This is a genomic window from Streptomyces sp. NPDC085931, assembly GCF_044540565.1.
Lineage (GTDB): Bacteria > Actinomycetota > Actinomycetes > Streptomycetales > Streptomycetaceae > Streptomyces.
The window spans coordinates 346171-364081 of record NZ_JBITSK010000003.1 but is presented as its reverse complement, the minus strand read 5'-3'; the positions used below and the strand labels follow the sequence as shown (position 1 = coordinate 364081).

The following is a 17911-nucleotide window of genomic DNA, read 5'->3' as shown; positions in this document are numbered from 1 at the left end:
GGGCAGCGGTGCGGGTCCCGGCGTCAGTGGCTGCTCGCCGGGACGCGCGGTGCGGGTGGGTGCCGCCGGTCAGATGCCGCACGGGGGCGCGGACCAGGAGCGGCTGGTGCGTCCGTCCACGTGGGTGTGGTCGTCGTGGCCGGGGTAGCCCGGGCCAAAGATCCCGCCGAAGCCGTGCGTGCGGGCCTGTTGCGCGAGCCGGCAGAGCGTCGGATTGCCGACCAGATCGGCGGCGTCGCCGTACAGGTGCCGGCTGTTCGAGGCGCCGCCGACCGCGCTGTTGCAGGAGTACGAGCGGAAGCCGCTGGTCACGACGAGCGGGGTGTCACCCAGCGCGCGCCGCATGGCCTCCAGCTTCCACATGGTGCGCAGGGCGTTGGACTTGGCCGTCGCGGCACTGACCGCGCCGCCCGACCAGGTGGAGTTGCACTTGTTCAGCTCGGCGTAACTGAAGTGGATCGGCGTGCAGTCCGGGTCCTGCAGCGCGTAGATCTTGGCGAACGTCGCGGAGCCGGCGACGCCGTCCGCCGCGAGTCCGTACGCCTGCTGGAACCTGGTCACGGCGGCCTTGGTCCGCGCGCCGAACTGCCCGTCGACGGTGAGGATCTCGCCGGAGGTGACATGTCCGGCCACCCGGATCTGCAACTCGGTCACGTCGGAGCCCGACATGCCCTCGGACAGGGTGCGGTTCCAGGTGTAGCACTCGTCGGCCTGGGCCGGGCCGGCCGTGGCCAGCACCCCACCCGTAGCGGCAGCCATGGCCATGACAATAGAGAGGAGTAGTCGGACCGTACGTCGCAGCATCGCGCCTCCGCCTCGGATCCCGTTCCCCCGCGCAGGGGGCCGAGCCGAGTGTGGCGCCGGGGCGGCGACGCTGTCCACACCGTCACCATGTGCCACAGGACCAGACCTCCGGCACGACCGGTGACCTGCGGCGTAACGGACGACCTGCCGAAGGCGGCGCGTCACCGGCCGGGGCAACGCGCCGCACGGTGTCAGGGGCCCCGACGGACTGCCCAGTCCTGCTCCGGGTCCCCTGACCTGGCCCGACCTGACCTGCCCCGGCTCAGTGACCGTGCTCGCGGAGCAGCGCGCAGACCGCGTTCTCCTCGATGGTGCGCAGCTGCTCCAGGAGCGCGGGGGTGAGCGTCTTGTTCACCTGGGTGGTGAGCGAGACCGTGAGCGACTTGCGGCCGTCGGGTGTCGCGGCGATCAGCTGGGTGTAGCCGGGGAAGTTCCCGGTGTGGCCGAGCACGGTGCCGCAGCGGGTGTCGTAGCGGAAGATGCCGAGCCCGGCCCTGTTGCGGCCGGGTCCGGCCGGTTCGGACGCTCCCTCGATCCAGCGGCGCTGCTCGCGCAGTACGGCTTCGGACGTGAGCCGTCCGGCGGCGTAGCCGCGGATGAAGCGCGTCATGTCACGGGGCGTGGAGACGATGCCGCCCGAGGCCCAGACCCCGGAGGCGCTGATGGCCTCACTGACGTCCTCCGGCGGTGCCGGCGGCTCGACGGCGTACCCGTGCATGTACGGCTCCGGCATCTCGTAGCCCCGGGGCAGACTGGTGTCGCGCAGGCCGAGCGGCCGGTAGACGATCCGCTTCAGGAGATCCTCGTACGGCCACCGGGTCGCGGCCTCCGCCATCAGCGCGACGGCGATGTTGTCGGAGTTGGAGTACCTGTACTGCGATCCCGGCCGGAAGCGCAGCGGCTCGTCCGCGACGAAGTCGAGCAGCCGGTGCGGGTCGAAGGTGCGGCGCGGGTCCTCCAGCAGCAGCGCCCGGAACTCGGGGTCCTCGCTGAAGTCGGGCAGCCCGCTGGTGTGGTTCAGCAGCTGCCGCAGGGTGACCGCCTTCCAGGCCCGCGGCAGGCGGGGCAGGGTGCGGCCGATGGTGCTGTCCAGGCTCAGCACGCCCTCTTCCACCAGACGCAGTGCCACGGCGCCGCTGAACGCCTTCGCCGTGCTGGCGATCCGCATGTGGTCGGTGGGCTCGATCGGACGGCCCGTCTCCAGGTCGGCGACCCCGGCGCGCAGCACGCGGGGCGCGCCGTCCCGTTGCAGCACGGCGATCACCCCCGGGGGCCCTCCGGGCGTGTCGACCAGCTCTTCGAGCTGCGCTTGCAGGGCGTGCTCGCCGGTGCCGCCCGCGGCGGCGCCCGCCACCGGGGCCTGGAGCAGCCCGCCGAGGCAGGAGGCGCCGAGCAGCGAGACGAGGCACAGGTGCAAGCGGAGACGGGAACGGGGCGGGGCGCCGGCACGGAGGCGGGGCCGAGGGCGGGGAGAGGACAGGAGCGGCATGGGGATCCCGGGAGGCTCGAGGGGCGGGCAGGGGCGCCCTCAGCATCGGCGGGACCACCCCCGCCCGCTCGGCGAGATTGCCCCATCCGGGCGCACGACGACCGGCTCCTGCGCTGTCCGCGGGCGCCGGTGAGCGGTGGGTGTGCTTCCTGTCGGGCGCCTGTGCTCGGCGGTCGTGCTTCCTGGCGGGCGCCCGTGCTCGGCGGTCCCGTCTCCCGGGGACGCCGGTGACCAGGCGTCGCACTCCTGGAGCTGTCCCGCCCCCTCACCGTGCTCAGAAGGCGTAGCGGACCCGCAGCCAGGGTGCGTGCCGGTCGATCAGGGTGCGCAGGGTCCGGACCGCCTCGCCTTTGACCTGGTTGCGGTAGCGGACGTTCAGAGCGCCGTTCTCGGAGCGCTTGGCCTGCTGGAGTTCCGGCCGCCACAGGACGTCCTCGGCCCGCGGGTGCCAGCCGAGGTTGACCTCGTGCAGCCCCTGGTTGTGGGTGAGCATGATCACCTCTGCGGCCGCCTGCTCCTTCACCCGCCGCGGCAGGACGTCGTCGAGGTGGACGAGCAGCTCGGTCCATGCCTCCTGCCAGCCGGGGCGGACGACCACGGGGGAGAGGTTGAAGTGCACCTCGTACCCCGCGTCGAGGAAATCCGCCGCGGCACCGATCCGCTCGGCGACGGGCGAGGTGCGCACGTCGAGCAGCCGGGCGTCGTCCGGCGGCATCATCGAGAACCGGACGCGGGTACGCCCCCGCGGGTCCAGGGCCAGCAGGTCGGGATTGACGAACTTGGTGGCGAAGGACGCCTTGGCCGTCGGCCACTGCCGGAAGGCGTTCACCAGGTCCGCGGTGTTGTCGCAGATCAGCGCGTCGACCGAGCAGTCCCCGTTCTCGCCGATGTCGTACACCCAGGCCTCGGGGTCGCACTGGTTCGGTTCCGTCTTGGGCCCCTGCCGTGCCACGTGCCGGGCCACGTGGGCGATGATCCGGTCGATGTTGGTGAAGACGGTGATGGGGTTGGCGTACCCCTTGCGTCGGGGCACGTAGCAGTAGGCGCAGGCCATGGCGCAGCCGTTCGAGGCACCCGGAGCGATCCAGTCGGCCGACCGGCCGTTGGGGCGGGTCGTGAGGGTTTTCTTCTCGCCCAGCACCAGGGTCTCGCCCTTGACGCGCACCCAGCGCTCGACGTTGCCCTCGTTGCCGTGCAGCCCGGGGATGCGCCAGTGGGAGTCCACCATGGTCATCCGCGCGTCCGGGAAGCGGGCGCTGATCTGTCTCCCGCGCGGGGACGCGGCGGCCGCGGGCTCGGCGTAGATCTCCCGCACCGGCAGCATCCGGCGGGCCGCCGCGGAGGTGCGGAAGGAAGGGCGCCGGTCGGTCCGGGCGGGCCGGGGATCCAGGGCGTCGAGCCCGAACAGCGCGTCGGAGTCGTCGTCCGGGCGGCCGGACGGGTGGTGCATGCGTGCTCCCGTACAAAGGGTGCGGAGGGGGCGGGACAGCCCGCCGCTCTCAACTGTACGGGGCACACATCGGCGCCGCGTTCCGGCAGGCCCCGGCGGTGCGTGAGGGGAACCGCCGGGGGCATACGCGTGACAGCGATCCTCGGCAGGCATCACCCCACCCAAGGAGGCACACAGTGCTGGGCATCATCGCGGCGGTCCTCTTCTTCCTCGCCTTCCTCATCAACGCGGCGGAGATCTCCACGAACGACGTCTTCACCTCGACCAACGTCATGCTGATCGGGCTCGCGCTGCTCGCCCTGCACGTGGCGGGGGTCGGCAGCGGCTGGGCGGCACGGGGCCGCAGGCGCTGACCGGGCCGAGGGCAGGGGCTGGACGCCGGGCAGCCCCTGCGCCCTCAGCCGTCCGTGCCGGCGGGCCCTGCCTCGGCCTCGGTCTCGGGCGTGGCCGGCGTCTGGTCGGCGGGCGCGGAGTAGAACACGGACCTGCCCTGCTTGGACCGCTCGGCCTGGCTCTTGGCCACGAGACCTTCCAGTGTGACGCGCACGACCTTCACGGAGATGTCGCGCTCGGGGTGGGCCTGGCCGAGCGAGCCGGCGATCTCGGCGGCGGAGCGCGGCTCCTTCTGCTCGGCGAGGTGACGCCGGATGAGCTCGACGAGCGTGGGCTCGGCGGACTTGGCGGCAGTCGGCGCCTTGCCGACCGCCGTCTTGCCAGCTGACGTCTTGGCGGCCGGTGTCTTGGCAGCTGACGTCTTGGCGGCCGGTGTCTTGCCAGCCGTCGTCTTGGCGGCCGGTGTCTTGCCAGCCGTCGTCTCGGCAGAGGTCGCATCGGCGGCCGTCGTCTCGCCGGCCGCCGTCTTGGCAGCCGTCGTCTTGGCAGGCGTCTTGCCGGCGGCTGCCTTCCCCGCGGTCGCCTTTCCCGCGGTCGTCTTCCCACCGGTCGTCTTCCCGGCAGTGGTCTTCCCGGCGGTCGTCTTCCTGGTCGTGGGCTTCTTCGCCGCGCTCTTCGCCGGCGCCGCGCCGGACTTGCGTGCCCTCTGCTGTCCGCCGGCCGCCGTTCCCGTCTTCTTCCGCCGAGGCGAAGGCACCACCGCGCCCGCCGTGTCCGCCGCGCCCGCCGGGTCCGCCGGGTCCGCCGTACCCGTTGTCTCGGTCGCGGGGACCGGCGTCGCCTGCGCGATGCCGAGCGCCTGCTGCATGCTCAGCAGGACACCGTGGTCGTGCTGCAGCGACGCCAGCCGCTCCTGCAGCGAGCCGATATCCGCGCTGATGCGTTCCTGCTCCTTGACGTTGGCCTCCAGGTCGCTGGACACCTGGGCGATGTACTGCGAGGCCAGTTCGGTGGTGGCAGTCGTTGTCTCGGGCATGGTGCTTTCCTTTCCTCGGCGTTGGAGGCGTGCGGCGGGTGATACCTGTCGCCTTGGCCGCAAGACGCCTTGGTCTAGAGATGGTACGGATCGGCGAGCCGATTGTTCCTGTCATGGCTGCTCTTTGATCCCGTAGGGTGTACGCGGCCGATGTGTCGGCCCGCGGGGGCCCGTGTCACCGGCACCCTCGTCCGGTGGTCTGCCAACGGGCCGGGGGACTCGGCGACACGTGCCGCAGAACGCCTCAGGCACTGCCTCATGGCTTCCAGTTCCGTCGGCGTACGGGCGGACGGCCCGTCCGTGCCCAGGGCCCGACCTTCGAGAACGGACGATGAGCGACAACACCCTGTGGAGCGTCCTGCGGGACGCCGCCCGCGAGCGGCCCGAGCAGGTGACCGTGCACGTCCGCGGCGACGGCGGCCAAGTCGCGGTGACATACCGGGAGTTGCTGCATGCCGCCCGCCGGGTCGCCGGTGGGCTGCGTACGGCCGGGGTCCGCCCCGGCACCTGCGTTCCGCTGGTCGCCGACCGCAGTGAGGACTTCCAGGTCATGTTCTGGGGCCTGGTCGCGGCGGACCTCGTCCCGGTGCCGCTCGCCGTGGACGTCCGCCGGGTCCTGCCCGTCTGGGAACACCTGGAACGGCCGCCGGTGTTCGTGGACACGGCCGGTGCGGACATGGCTCGACACCTGCCCGCCGGAACGTCCGTGCTACGGCTGGCGGAGCTGCGCGACGGTGACGACCTGGGCGGGCCCACGGCGTGCGAGCCGGACGCGCTGGCGTTCGTGCAGTACTCCTCGGGCAGCACCGGCGTGCCCAAGGGCGTCGAACTGACCCATGCCGCGGTGACCGCCAACCTCCGCCAGATCGTGGCCGTGTCCGACCTGGGTCCCGAGGACGTCGTGGTCAGCTGGATGCCGTACTTCCACGACATGGGTCTCATCGGCACGCATCTGGCGCCCCTGGCCGCCCGTGCCCGACAGGTCAAGATCGGGCCGTTGGCGTTCGCGCGGCGGCCCGGGATCTGGTTCGAGACGGCCACCGCCCACCGCGCCACGCACCTGTCGGCCGCCAACTTCGCGCTCGCGCTGGCGACCCGGCGCCTGACCGACCAGGACATGGCCCGCTTCGACCTCACCGCGGTCAGGCGGGTCGTCGTCGGCGCCGAACCCATCTCCCCGTCCGTCTGGCGCGACTTCGCCCACCGCACCCGGCCCGCCGGACTGGCGCCTGACGCACTCCAGCCGGTGTACGGCCTGGCCGAGGCCACCCTCGCCGTGACGTTCCCGCCGCCCGGCGAGATCGCCGCACCGCTGCGCCTGGACCGCGCGGCGCTCGGCCGCGGACGCGCGGTCGACGCCCCGGACACCGACGGCTCGGCCGTCGCCCTCATGGACCTCGGGCATCCCGTGCCCGGCTGCGCCGTCCGGATCGTCGACGACGCCGGGCGCGCGCTCGGCGACCGCCGCGTCGGGCACATCCAGGTGCGCGGTCCGCAGACAGCCCGCGGCTACCGCCGCCTGCCCGACGCCACCGCCGCCGCCTTCACCACCGGCGGATGGCTGCGCACCGGGGACATGGGCTTCCTGCGGGACGGACGGCTGTGCGTCACGGGCCGGTACAAGGACGTGCTGTTCCTGAACGGGCTCAAGCACCACGCCGCCGACCTGGAGGACGTTGCCGCCGCCACCCCCGGGCTGCCGCCCGGCACGACCGCGGTCGTGGGGTCCACGGACCCGGACAGCGGCGGCGAGCGCGTGGTGGTCTTCGTCTCCTGGGCCCGCCCGCCGCGCACCGCCCGCGAGGTGCTGGAACGGGTCGCCGCCCGGGTGGGAGAGGCCCTCTTCCACGACGACGTACGGGTCGTCGCTCTGCCGCCCGGCCGGTTCCCGCGCACCACCAGCGGGAAGGTGCGCCGCCATGTCCTGCGCGACCGGTTCGAGGCGGGCCGGTACCCCCACGTCGTCCTGCGCGCCGAAAGCGCCGCCCCGGCGCCTGCCTCCGGACGCCGGCGCCGTGCTCCGGGCGGGGCCGGGGTGCCGCGGTCGCGGGCGGCCACCGAGCGGGTGGTGCGCGAGGTGTGGGCCGACGCGCTGGGGACGGACGGCGCACGGATCGACCCCCACACGTCGTTCCGCGCGCTGGGCGGCACCTCGCTGAAGGCCATGGAGGTGCTGGCAGCACTGGAGGACGCGTTCGGCACATCCCTGGAGACGGCGGCGCTGCGCGCCGGGGCCGACACGGTGACCGGGCTCGTCGACCACCTCCTGGCACAGCCGGACGGCGGTGCGAGTACGCGGGCCGGGGAAGGCGGCGCCTCGGACGGCGCGACCGGCGCGGCCCGTTCCGGCGGGCCGTCCGGGAGACGGGGCCATGAGGCGCTCGCCGTGGTCGGCATGGCCTGCCGGTTCCCCGGTGCCGACACACCCGAGGCGTACTGGCGGCTGCTCACCGAAGGCCGGGACCTCGTCACCCCGGTGCCGCCGCACCGCTGGGACGGCGACCGGGTGCCCGCGGCCCGCTGGGGCGCCTTCCTCAAGGACCCGGCCGCCTTCGACGCGGACCGCTTCGGCCTGTCCGAGGAGGAGGCCCGCACGCTCGACCCGCAGGCCCGTCTGCTCCTGGAGCTGGCGCACGAGGCACTGGAGCGGGCCGGATACGCCGGCCCCCGCCGCCGCGCCCACCGCATCGGCGTCTTCACCACGGCGGGGGACAGCGGCTACCGGGAACTGCTGGACCGTGCCGCCGAGGACAGCGGCACGGACCTGCCGCCCTCGGCGCTCACCGGCAACCTCCCCAACCTCCTCGCCGCACGCATCGCCCGGACCTTCGACCTCGACGGCCCGGCGCTGGCCGTGGACACCGCCTGCTCCTCCGCCCTGGTCGCCCTGCACCTGGCCCGCCGCAGTCTGACGGCCGGCGAGTGCGACATCGCCCTGGTCGGCGGGGTGAACCTGCACCTCACCCCGACCGCGCACCGGATGCTGCACGCCGCGCAGGCCTTGTCGCCGACCGGCCGCAGCCGGGCCTTCGCCGCCGACGCCGACGGATTCGTGCCGGGCGAGGGCGGCGCGGTGCTCGTGCTGCGCCGCGAGCAGGACGCCCTCAGCGCCGGCGACGACCTGCTCGCCGTGGTGCGCGGCACCGCCGTCAACAACGACGGCACCTCCCTCAGCCTGATGGCCCCCAACCCCGCCCGCCAGCGCGAGGTCATCACCGCCGCCCACAGCGCGGCCGGCCTCGACCCGGCCGATGTGACGTACGTCGAGGCGCACGGCACCGGCACCGCCCTCGGCGATCCCGTCGAGCTGAAGTCCCTCGCCCACGCCTTCCCGCCGCTGCCCGGTGCGCGCCCCCGGCTGCTGGGCTCGGCCAAGACCAACGTCGGCCACCTGCTGAACGCGGCCGCGCTGCCCGGCCTGGTCAAGGTCGTGCTGGCGCTGCACCACGGCCAGGTGCCGCCCTCCCTGCACGCCGACCCGCCCTCCCCGCTCGTCGCCCGGTCCGGGTTCCAGGTGCCCGGCCGGCTCGTCGCCTGGCCCGCACCGCCCTCGGGCGGCCCACTGGTCGCGGGCATCAACGCCTTCGGCTTCGGCGGCACCAACGCGCACGCCGTCCTCCAGCGGGCCACCGCACGTACCGCGCACGGGACCCGGCCGGACGACGGCCCCCACGTGCTGGCGCTCTCCGCCGCCACCCGGCCCGCGCTGCGCGCCCTGGTCCGCGACCTGTCGGCCCACCTGGACGCCCACCCCCGGACCGCTGCGGCCGACCTGTGCCTGACGGCCGCCACGTCCCGGGACGACGACCGGCACCGGCTGGCCCTCGTCGGCGACGGGGACGGTGACCTGCGCGCCCGACTGGCCGCCCTCGCCGCGACGCCCGCGGACCGCCCGACGGCCACGGGGGAGGAGACGGAGAGCCGCGAGCGGAGGGTGCAGGACCCGCCCAGGGGCACGGACGTGTTCACCGGGACCGTCCGCGGCCGCCCCCGCCTCGCCTTCCTCTTCCCCGGACAGGGCGCCCAGCGTCCCGGTATGGCGGCGCGGCTCCACGCCACCGCACCCGTCTTCCGGGACACCCTCGACGAGGCGTCCGCCGCGCTCGGCCCGGTACGGGGCCGCACCCTCACCCACTGGTGCACCGATCCCCGCGTCGACCCGGCCGACCTGGCCCGCACCGAGATCACCCAGCCCGTCCTGGTCGCCTTCGGTGTGGCACTGGCCCGCCAGTTGCGCTCCTGGGGCGTCGAACCGGACGCGGTCGCGGGACACAGCGTCGGGGAACTGGCCGCGGCCTGCGCGGCGGGCCTGCTGCCGCTGTCGGACACGGTGCGTTTCGCCGCCGCTCGCGGCCGCGCGATCGCCGAGCTGACCGAGCGCGGCGCGATGGCCGCGGTGCTCGGCGCGGACGACGCCGTGGAGGCGCTGGTCGCCGCTTCGGGCGGTGCCCTGGCCGTCGCGGCCCGCAACGCGCCCGGCCGTCTGGTGCTGTCCGGCACCGTGCGCGCGGTGGAGGAAGCACTGGGGGAACTCACGGCGCGGAGCGTCGCCGTACGCCGGCTGCGGGTCTCGCACGGCTTCCACTCGCCCCTGATGGAACCGGCCGCCCGAGCGGTGCACGAGGCCGCACGCGCCCTGCCGCCCGGCACCGGCCGCATACCGCTGCTGAGCACCCTGACGGCCGACTGGGAGTCCGCACCCGACGCCGCCCACTGGCGTGAACACGCGCTGCGCACCGTCCGGTTCGGGGCCGCGGCCCGGCGGCTGGCCGAGGACGGGTACGACACCTTCGTCGAGATCGGACCCGGCACCGACCTGCCGGCCGCCCTGCGCACGGCCACCGCCGGCCGGTCCGGCGCCCCCGTCACCGTCCTGTCGGCCCTGCCCGCCGCACACCGCGAGGACAGCGGCGGACGCGGCGAACTGCTGCGCACCGTGGCCCGGTTGTGGACACGCGGCGTCGCCGTCGACCACACCGCACTGGCACCGGCCGGACGCCGTGTGCCGCTGCCCACCTACCCCTTCCAGCGGCGCACCTACTGGCCCGGACCCGGCCCCACCCGGCTGCTGCACCGCGTCACCTGGACACCGGCCCCCCTCACCCCGCCCGCCGGGGCCGCCCCCGTCACGCTCGTCACCGGGCACGACGCCGAGGCGGTAGGGGAGTTGTCCGCGTGGCTGGCCGGGCACGGCGTACCGGTGGCGCAACCGGGTACGACCGCCGCCCACACCGTCGTCCACCTGTCCCGGAGGGCGGGCGACGGCACGGACGGCTCGGACATGGCCGCCGACTTCCGGCACACCGTGCGGCAGTTCGACCGGGCCGGCGCGCGGCGTCTGCTCGTCCTCACCGAGGACGCCCACCGCACCGGCGTCGACGGCGAGACCCCGCCATGCCCCGGGCAGGCTCTGCTCACCGGGATCGCGTCGGCCTTCCCGCAGGAGACCGAGGGCGCGCGACTGGTCTGCGCCGACCTGTCCTCCCAGGACCCGTGGGAGCGGCGGCTGGAGGCCGTCCTCGCCGAAGTGACCGCCCCGGGCGGCGGCACCCTCGTGACCGCCTGGCGACACGGCACCCGGTTGCTGCGGGGCGTCGAGCCCCTGCCCGCCACCGCCGTTCCGGACGGGGACGGACCCCTGCCCGCGGACGGCGCCTACCTCATCACCGGTGGCGCGGGCGGCCTGGGCGCGGCACTCGCCCGGGACCTCGCCGGACGCGGCCGCCCGACCCTCGTCCTCACCGGCCGCTCCCCGCAGCCCCCGGCCGGGCTGCTCGCCGAACTCGCCGCACTGGGCGCCGACGCGCACTACCGGCAGGCCGACGTGACGGACGAGCGGCAACTCGACGCGCTCTTCGCCGAGTTCCCCGCCCCGGATGTCGTGATCCACGCGGCGGGGGAGGTCCTGCCGGGGTCGTTGCGCGGCACCGGCCCGCAGGACACGGCCCGCGCCCTGGCCGCCAAGGAGCGCGGCACCCGGCTGCTGGCCCATGCCCTGGACCGCAGCGGGCACCGCCCCCGACTGTGCGTGGTCCTCTCCTCGGTGGCCTCGGTGCTTCCCGGCGCCGCGGGCGCGCTCGGCGACTACGCGGCGGCCAACGCCTTCCTCGACGCCTTCGCCGCGGCCCGACGCGCCGTAGGGCACCGCTGGTCGGCGCTGAACCTCGGGCCCGTCGCCCGGACCGGGCTCGCCGCCTCGGCCGGTGCCGGCACGCACCTGAGAGCCGGCGGCGTGCCCCTGCCCCCGGCCGAAGCGTTGCGCGCGCTGCGCGCGGCCTGTGCCGCCGACACGGCCCAGGTGGTCGTCGCCGACCTGACGGCCATGGCCACGGACACGGACGCGTCCGTACGGACCGTCGCCCTCGCCGCCCCCGCCTCCACCACCCCCGCCGGGCCCGGCACGCATTCCACCGTCGTCCCCGGGAGCACGCCGGACACCCGCTCGCTGGTACGCGCCCTTCTGGCCGAGGCCCTGCACCTGCCTCCGGAAGCCGTCGACCAGGACCAGGCCTTCCTCTCGCTCGGCCTCGACTCGCTCGCGGCGGTCGACCTCGTCCGGCGTCTGGAACGCGCCCTGGGCCGCGCACTCCCGGCCACGCTGTTCTTCGAGTACCGCACGGTGCGCGAACTCGCCGCCCACCTCGACGCCCGGCCGCTCGACGACAACGCCCGATCCGTCGACGACAACACCCGGCCCGTCGACGACAGCGCCCAGCCCGTCGACGACGGCACCCGATCCGCCGCTTCACTGCCGGGCCACGCAGCCGACCTCGCCGCCGCCCCGGAAGGCGTGCCGTTCCCGCTGACTCCCGTCCAACGGGCCCTGTACACCAGCAGCGTGCTGTATCCGCGCACCCCGGCCCGCGGCTGGGTCCGGCACACCGTCCGAGGGCCGCTCGACCCCGCCCTGCTGCGCCGTGCCCTCACCACGCTCGCCGGGCGGCACGGCATGCTGCGGGTGCGGATCGGGCACGACGGCGGGACACCGCACCAGTTCGTCACGCCGGGCGCCGCAGCCGACGTGTGGTTCGAGACGCGGCCGCATTCCGCGGGCGCGGCGGCGCTCCAGGCGCTGGAGACGGAGTTCGCCAACCGGCCGCTGGACCTCACCACCGAACCCCCCATACGGGCCCTGCTGTTGACCGAGGACCCCGACGGTCCTGAGGACCCCGACGGCCCCGACGGCCCCGAGGGGGCCGAGCTGATCCTCGCCGTGCACCACGTGGCCGCCGACGGTTACAGCCTGAACGTGCTCGGCACGGAACTGTGGACCCTCTACACCGACCTCGCCCTCGGCCGCGCCCCCGCCCCGCTGCCGCCCGCCACGGATTTCGCCGCCTACGCCGCCGACCCGCGGCGCCCCGCCGTCCGCGCCGACGACCTCGCCTACTGGACGGCCCGCCTGGCGGACCACACCCCCCTGCCCCTGCCCTACGACGGCCGTCCCGACGCCGAGGACGGGCCCGGGCCCCTCGTCGCCCTGAACCGGGTCCTGGACGAGAAGCTCGTCGCCGCGCTGCGCGAGCGGGCCGCCGCCTGGAACGTCTCCCTCTTCCACCTCCTGCTCGCCTCCTACGCCCGCTGCCTGGCCCGGTGGAGCGGCCGGCGGGCCGTGGCGGTCAACGTCGCCCGGGCGGGCCGGGATGCCCGGCTGCCCGGACTGGACCGGCTGGTCGGCCCCCTCGCCGACACCCTGCCGCTGCTGCTCGACACCGACCCGGACGAGCCGCTGCCCCACCTCGCCGACCGCGTACGCCTGGCCTGGCTGGAGAGCGAGCGGCACGCCACCGTCAGCAGCCTCGACCTCGCCCGGACGACGCCGGCCGACGCCTCGGGGCCGCGCGCGGTGAGCCCGGCGAGCTTCAGCTTCGCCCGCTTCCCGGCCACGCTGGACCCGGACTGCCCGGTCGACGTGCGGGCGACCGCCGCGGGCACCGGCTCGGCCGCCACCCGGCTGACTCTGCTGGCCTGGGAGGACGGACCTTTGCTACGGCTGTCCTGGAACGTCCCCGAGCGCCTCTTCACCACCGCCACGACGACCCGCCTCGCGACCGACTTCGAACGGGAACTGCGCGCCCTGGAAGGCGCCGCCCCCGATTCCCCGGGTACGCACGGTGGCTCCCGCGCAGCGGCCCCCGCCACCGCCGCCCCTGTGCCCCGGGCGAGCGTCGTCGGCCGTCTGCTGCAACGCTTCCACGACGACGCCGACGCGGTCGCCGTCGACGACGGCCGTCTCACCCTGACCTACCGGGACCTGGACGCGGCCAGCCGCGATCTCGCCCTCCGGCTGCGCGAACAGGGCGTGGGGCGAGGGGACTTGGTGGGCATGGTCACCTCCCCGGGACCGGCCACGGTGATCGCCGTCGTCGGCGTCCTGCGCGCGGGCGCCGGCTGGGTGCCCCTGGACGCGGAGCATCCGGTGGCTCGGCTGGCCGAGCAGACGACTCGGTGCGGCGTCCGCGTGGTCGTGCACGACGACCGCACCCGCCCGGCCGCACGAGCGCTCACGGCCGCGACGGCCGTCCTCGTCCGGACCGGCACGGAACCCGTCGGTGCTGTCACCGGTCGGCCCGACGCGCCAGGTGACGGCCCCTGCGACGAGGTCGCCGCGGACGCCGACGCGACGGCCTACGTCATCTTCACCTCCGGGTCCACCGGCCGTCCCAAGGCCGTGCCCGTCACCTTCCGCGCGATGGAGAACTACCTCGACTGGGCCCTGACCACCTTCGCCTACGGCCCCGGCGACCGGCTCGCGAACACCTCCTCGCCGTGCTTCGACGCCTCGGTACGCCAACTGCTCGCCCCGCTGCTGACCGGTGCCACGGTGGTCACCGCCGACCGCGATCTGGTGCGCGATCCGGAACTGCTGCTGGACCACGTGGAGCGGGCGCGGATCACCGTGTGGAGTTCCGTGCCGTCGCTGTGGGAACGGCTGCTGGCCGCGGCGGAGAACCGCCTGCGGCGCGGCGAGGCCCTGCCGGACCTGTCCGCGCTGCGCCTGGTGCACGTCGGCGGGGAAGTGCTGTGGGCGGACTGGGTGCGCCGCTGGTTCGACCTGTTCGGTCCCGGGCAGCGGATCGTGAACCTCTACGGGCCGACCGAGACGACCATCAACGCCACCTACCACGTGGTCGCAGAGCGTCCCGCCGACGAGGTCACGGCGCTGCCCATCGGCCGCCCCGTCGCCGGGACGGAACTGCTCGTGGCCGGCCCCGGCGGTGAGCAGGCCGGTCCCGGTGGCACCGGCGAACTGCTGATCGGCGGCGTCGGGCTGTCCGCCGGCTATCTGGGCGAACCCGAGCTGACCCGGGCCGCGTTCGTGTGGCGGGAGGGTCGCCGGTGGTACCGCAGCGGGGACCGGGTGGAGGTGCTGCCCGACGGCGCGCTGCGCTTCGTGGGCCGTGTCGACGACCAGGTCAAGATACGGGGGCACCGCGTCGAACCCGGCGAGGTGGAGGCCGTGCTGCGCGCCCGTCCGGACGTCGCGCGAGCCGCCGTACTGGCCGACGAAGGGCGGCTGTCGGCCTTCGTCGTGCCCGCGGCTCCTGCGGGACCGGACGCGCGTGCCGGCGTGGACCCGGTGGTCCTGCGGCGGTACCTGGCGGACGCTCTCCCGCCCTACATGGTGCCCGCGCGGATCCTACTCCTGGACTCCCTGCCCCTGACCGGCACCGGCAAGACCGACCGGCGGGCGCTGCTCGCGCTGGCCCGCACCCCCGCCGCGACCACGCCCCCTGCCACGACCACGCCCCCGGGCCCGGGCGCGCTGCCCGGCCCGGGCGCCACGGAGGAGCAACTCGGCCGTATCTGGTGCGAGGTGCTCGGCGTCGACCGGGTCGGCCGCCACGACGACTTCTTCGAACTCGGCGGCGACTCCCTGCTGGCCCTTCAGGTCTTCGACAAACTCGCCCGGCAGCGCGGCGGCCCCCTGCCCCGGCCCACCGCCGTCTACCGGCACCGCACCCTGGCGGCGCTCGCCGAAGCGGTCGACGCCGAAGCGGTCGACGCCGAAGCGGTCGACGCCGAAGCGGTCGACGCTGAAGCCGTCGACGCAGAAGTGGTCGACGTGGAAGCCGTGGACGAAGAAGCCGTGGACGAAGCAGCCGTCGGCGCAGAGGTCGGTGACGCGCCGGCGGCGGGAGAGGGCGGCCCCCCAACTACGGGCGCTCGCACGGCCGGTGGCACGATGCCGATCCCCGGCGACCAGGCCCCGTCCGTCCCCTCCGCTCCCTCCGTCCCCTCCGCTCCCTCCGCTCCCTCCGTCCCGTCGGCGCCGGTCTTCCCCGGCGCCTACCCCGTCACCCCCGGTCAGCGCGGCTTCCTGCTCGCCGAGGCCCTCGCCCCCGGCACCGGGGCGTCCTCCTGGTTGGCCCGGCTGCGGCTGACCGGTCCGCTCGACCGCGACCGTTTCCAGCGGGCCGTCGACTTCCTGGTGGCCCGTCACCCCATGCTGCGGACGGTCTTCCCGGCCGGGGCGAGGCCGCCGGTGCAGCAGGAACTGCCCCCGTCGCTGCGGCTGCCGGTCGCCTTCGAGGCCGTCTCCGGGCCGCGGGAACTCGCCCAGCGCGTCGAGGACGAGCGAAGCCGCCGCTTCGAGCCGTGGGCCTGGCCCCTGCTGCGCCTGAGCGTGCTCACCCTGACCCCGCAGGAGCACGTGCTCCTCGCGCACGCCCACCACCTGATCGGCGACGGCTACAGCGCCGCCCTGCTGCTGGAGGAACTGACCACCGTCCACGACGCCCTGAACCGCGGCGCCGCACCCGAACTGCCCGAACTGCGCGGCACGTTCCGCGCACATGCGGAGCGACTCGCCGCCCTTCCCGCGCGCCCGCGGCCGGAGGACGACGAGGCACGGCGGCGCCGAGCCGAGCTGTGCGCGCCCTGCACCCGACCTGTCCTGCGCACTCCGGACGCCACCCGGGGCTGTGCGCCCGGCGGCTTCCACTCCCAGGGTTTCGTCCTGGACGCCCCCGTCGTCGGCGCGCTGCACAAGATCGCCGCCGAGGCCGGCGCCACGCTGTACGCGCCGCTGCTCACCGCCTACCACCAGGCGCTCGCCGCCCTCACCGGCCAGGACGACCTGGTCATCGGGCTGGCCGTGTCCGGCCGCGACCACCCGGTGCCGGACATCCACCGTGTCTTCGGGCCGTTCGCCACCGCCGTCGCGGTGCGCCCCTTCGGCCCCGGCGTCCAGGCCCCGCCGCGGGACGACTTCCCGCAGCGCGTGCGCAGGGTCGTGCAGGAGACGATCGCCGCCCGCCTCCACGAGGACATCGTCCCGCGTGACGGCGGGGGACTGCCGCTGACGTCCCAGTTCTTCTTCACCTTCCTCGACTTCGGGGCGCTCGGCCCGCGCGGCGCCGGCCTTCCGGCCGTGCGGTGGGACGAGGAGGAGGGCAGCGACTTCACACCGCCCGCCGCCGGTACGGACGTCTTCCTCGCGGTGCGGCCCGACGGGAACCGGCTGCGGGTCACCGTGCGTGGCGCGGCGGCGGCCTTCGACGAGCCCGCCCTCGCGGCGTTCGCCGCAGGGCTGCGGGACCGGCTCGTCTCCCCGGCGGTGCGACCCGCCCGGCGGCGTGTCGCCGTACGGGCGGAGCTGGACGCCGCGCTCGTCGGCTATCTGCCCGCGCCCGCCCAGCTGGCGCGGCTCGCCGGTCTGCCGGAGACCGGCTCGGCCCGCGAGGACATCCGCCGTCTGCTGTTCCCGGACGGCGAACCCCGGCTGCTGGAGACGACCGCCACCCCGCTGGGCCGGTCCGGGTTCGTCGGCCTTCCGCTGTTCGCCGACGAACTCGCCGGCCAGCGCGCCCTGGCCGGGCACACCGTCCGTGCCGTGGAAGCCGCCTCGGCACTGGGCGCCCGCAGCGTGTCCCTGGCCGGCATGATCCCCTCCCTCACCGGCTACGGCTTCGACGTGCTGCGCGCCTCCCACGCCCCGGCGGCGATCACCACCGGGCACGCGGCCACGGTCGTCTCCGTGGTGCGCACCGTGCACGCCGCGCTGGCGGCCACCGGCCGGGACCTGGCCGACACGGATGTGGCCGTGGTCGGGCTCGGCTCCATCGGCGCCTCCTCTCTGGACCTGCTGCTCACCCTGGCCGAGCGGCCACCCGCCCGTCTCGTGCTGTGCGACGTGGTCAGCAGCGGCCCGCGCCTTCACGACCTGGCGCGGACCGTGCGGGCACGCGGCCTGGCCGAGGAGGTCGCCGTGCACGTCTCCGACCCGGACCTGCCCGGCGCGGTGTACGAGGCCGGGCTGATCGTCGCGGCCGTCAGCGGGCACAGCGCCCTGGTCGACATCGGCCGGCTGCGTCCCGGCACCGTCGTCGTGGACGACAGTTTCCCGCACTGCTTCGACACCGGCCGGGCCCTGGCCCGCATGCGGCGGGACGAGGACGTCCTGGTCCTCGGCGGCGGCCTGCTCACGGTCGGTGCCACCCGGCGCACCCTGGCCGAAGGCCTGCCCGAGTCCGTCGCGGCCGGCCGGGCGGTGGCGCAGCACGGACTCCCCGGCACCCTGGCCTCCTGCCGGACGGAGTCACTGCTGCACGCCTCGGGCGCGGACGTGCCCCCGGTGCGGGGTCTGGTCGACGGCCCCACGGCCCTCGCCTACTGGCGCGCCATGGAACAGGCCGGCATCACCGCGGCGCCGCCGCACCTGCTCGGGCACATCCTGGATCCGCTCCCCGAGGCGGTCCGCACCCGCGGGGCCGGGGCGTCCCCGTCCCGGCCCGTGCCTGCCGCGCCCGGCCGCCGCGACGCCGGCCCACGTCCCTGACACCGGGAGCGGGCGCAC

At 75.2% G+C, this 17911-nt stretch carries 6 protein-coding genes; 2 read left to right on the top strand and 4 right to left on the bottom strand.

The genetic code is table 11. The features are described from left to right. Window positions 1–69 precede the first annotated feature (69 nt). The 3 genes from ACIGAN_RS07640 to ACIGAN_RS07630 all read right to left on the bottom strand — a co-directional run bounded on the left by ACIGAN_RS07640 (window position 70) and on the right by ACIGAN_RS07630 (window position 3743). Window positions 70–804, bottom strand: a complete 735-nt coding sequence (locus tag ACIGAN_RS07640) for a D-Ala-D-Ala carboxypeptidase family metallohydrolase (protein WP_399855849.1) — start codon at window positions 802–804, stop codon at window positions 70–72. A 262-nt stretch (window positions 805–1066) separates the two neighbouring features. Then, complete coding sequence (locus ACIGAN_RS07635; protein WP_399855847.1) at window positions 1067–2293, bottom strand: serine hydrolase domain-containing protein; 1227 nt, start codon at window positions 2291–2293, stop codon at window positions 1067–1069. 274 nt (window positions 2294–2567) lie between these two features. Continuing rightward, window positions 2568–3743 carry a spore photoproduct lyase family protein gene (locus tag ACIGAN_RS07630; protein ID WP_399855844.1) on the bottom strand — a complete coding sequence of 392 codons (1176 nt, stop codon included), beginning with the start codon at window positions 3741–3743 and terminating at the stop codon, window positions 2568–2570. 176 nt (window positions 3744–3919) lie between these two features. Between ACIGAN_RS07630 and ACIGAN_RS07625 the strand changes: the two genes are divergently transcribed. Then, a complete protein-coding gene (locus ACIGAN_RS07625) occupies window positions 3920–4096 on the top strand; it encodes a hypothetical protein (RefSeq protein ID WP_344533380.1) in 177 nt (58 codons plus the stop codon). A 44-nt stretch (window positions 4097–4140) separates the two neighbouring features. Here ACIGAN_RS07625 and ACIGAN_RS07620 read toward each other — a convergent pair whose 3' ends face one another. Beyond that, entirely contained in the window at window positions 4141–5112 is a 972-nt protein-coding gene (locus tag ACIGAN_RS07620) for a hypothetical protein (protein WP_399855841.1), read from the bottom strand. Window positions 5113–5443: 331 nt separating this feature from the next. Here ACIGAN_RS07620 and ACIGAN_RS07615 point away from each other — a divergent pair, with 331 nt between their 5' ends. Beyond that, the gene (locus ACIGAN_RS07615) at window positions 5444–17893 is read left to right on the top strand and encodes an amino acid adenylation domain-containing protein (protein WP_399855838.1); all 12450 of its coding nucleotides are present in this window, start codon (window positions 5444–5446) and stop codon (window positions 17891–17893) included. Window positions 17894–17911 lie beyond the last annotated feature (18 nt).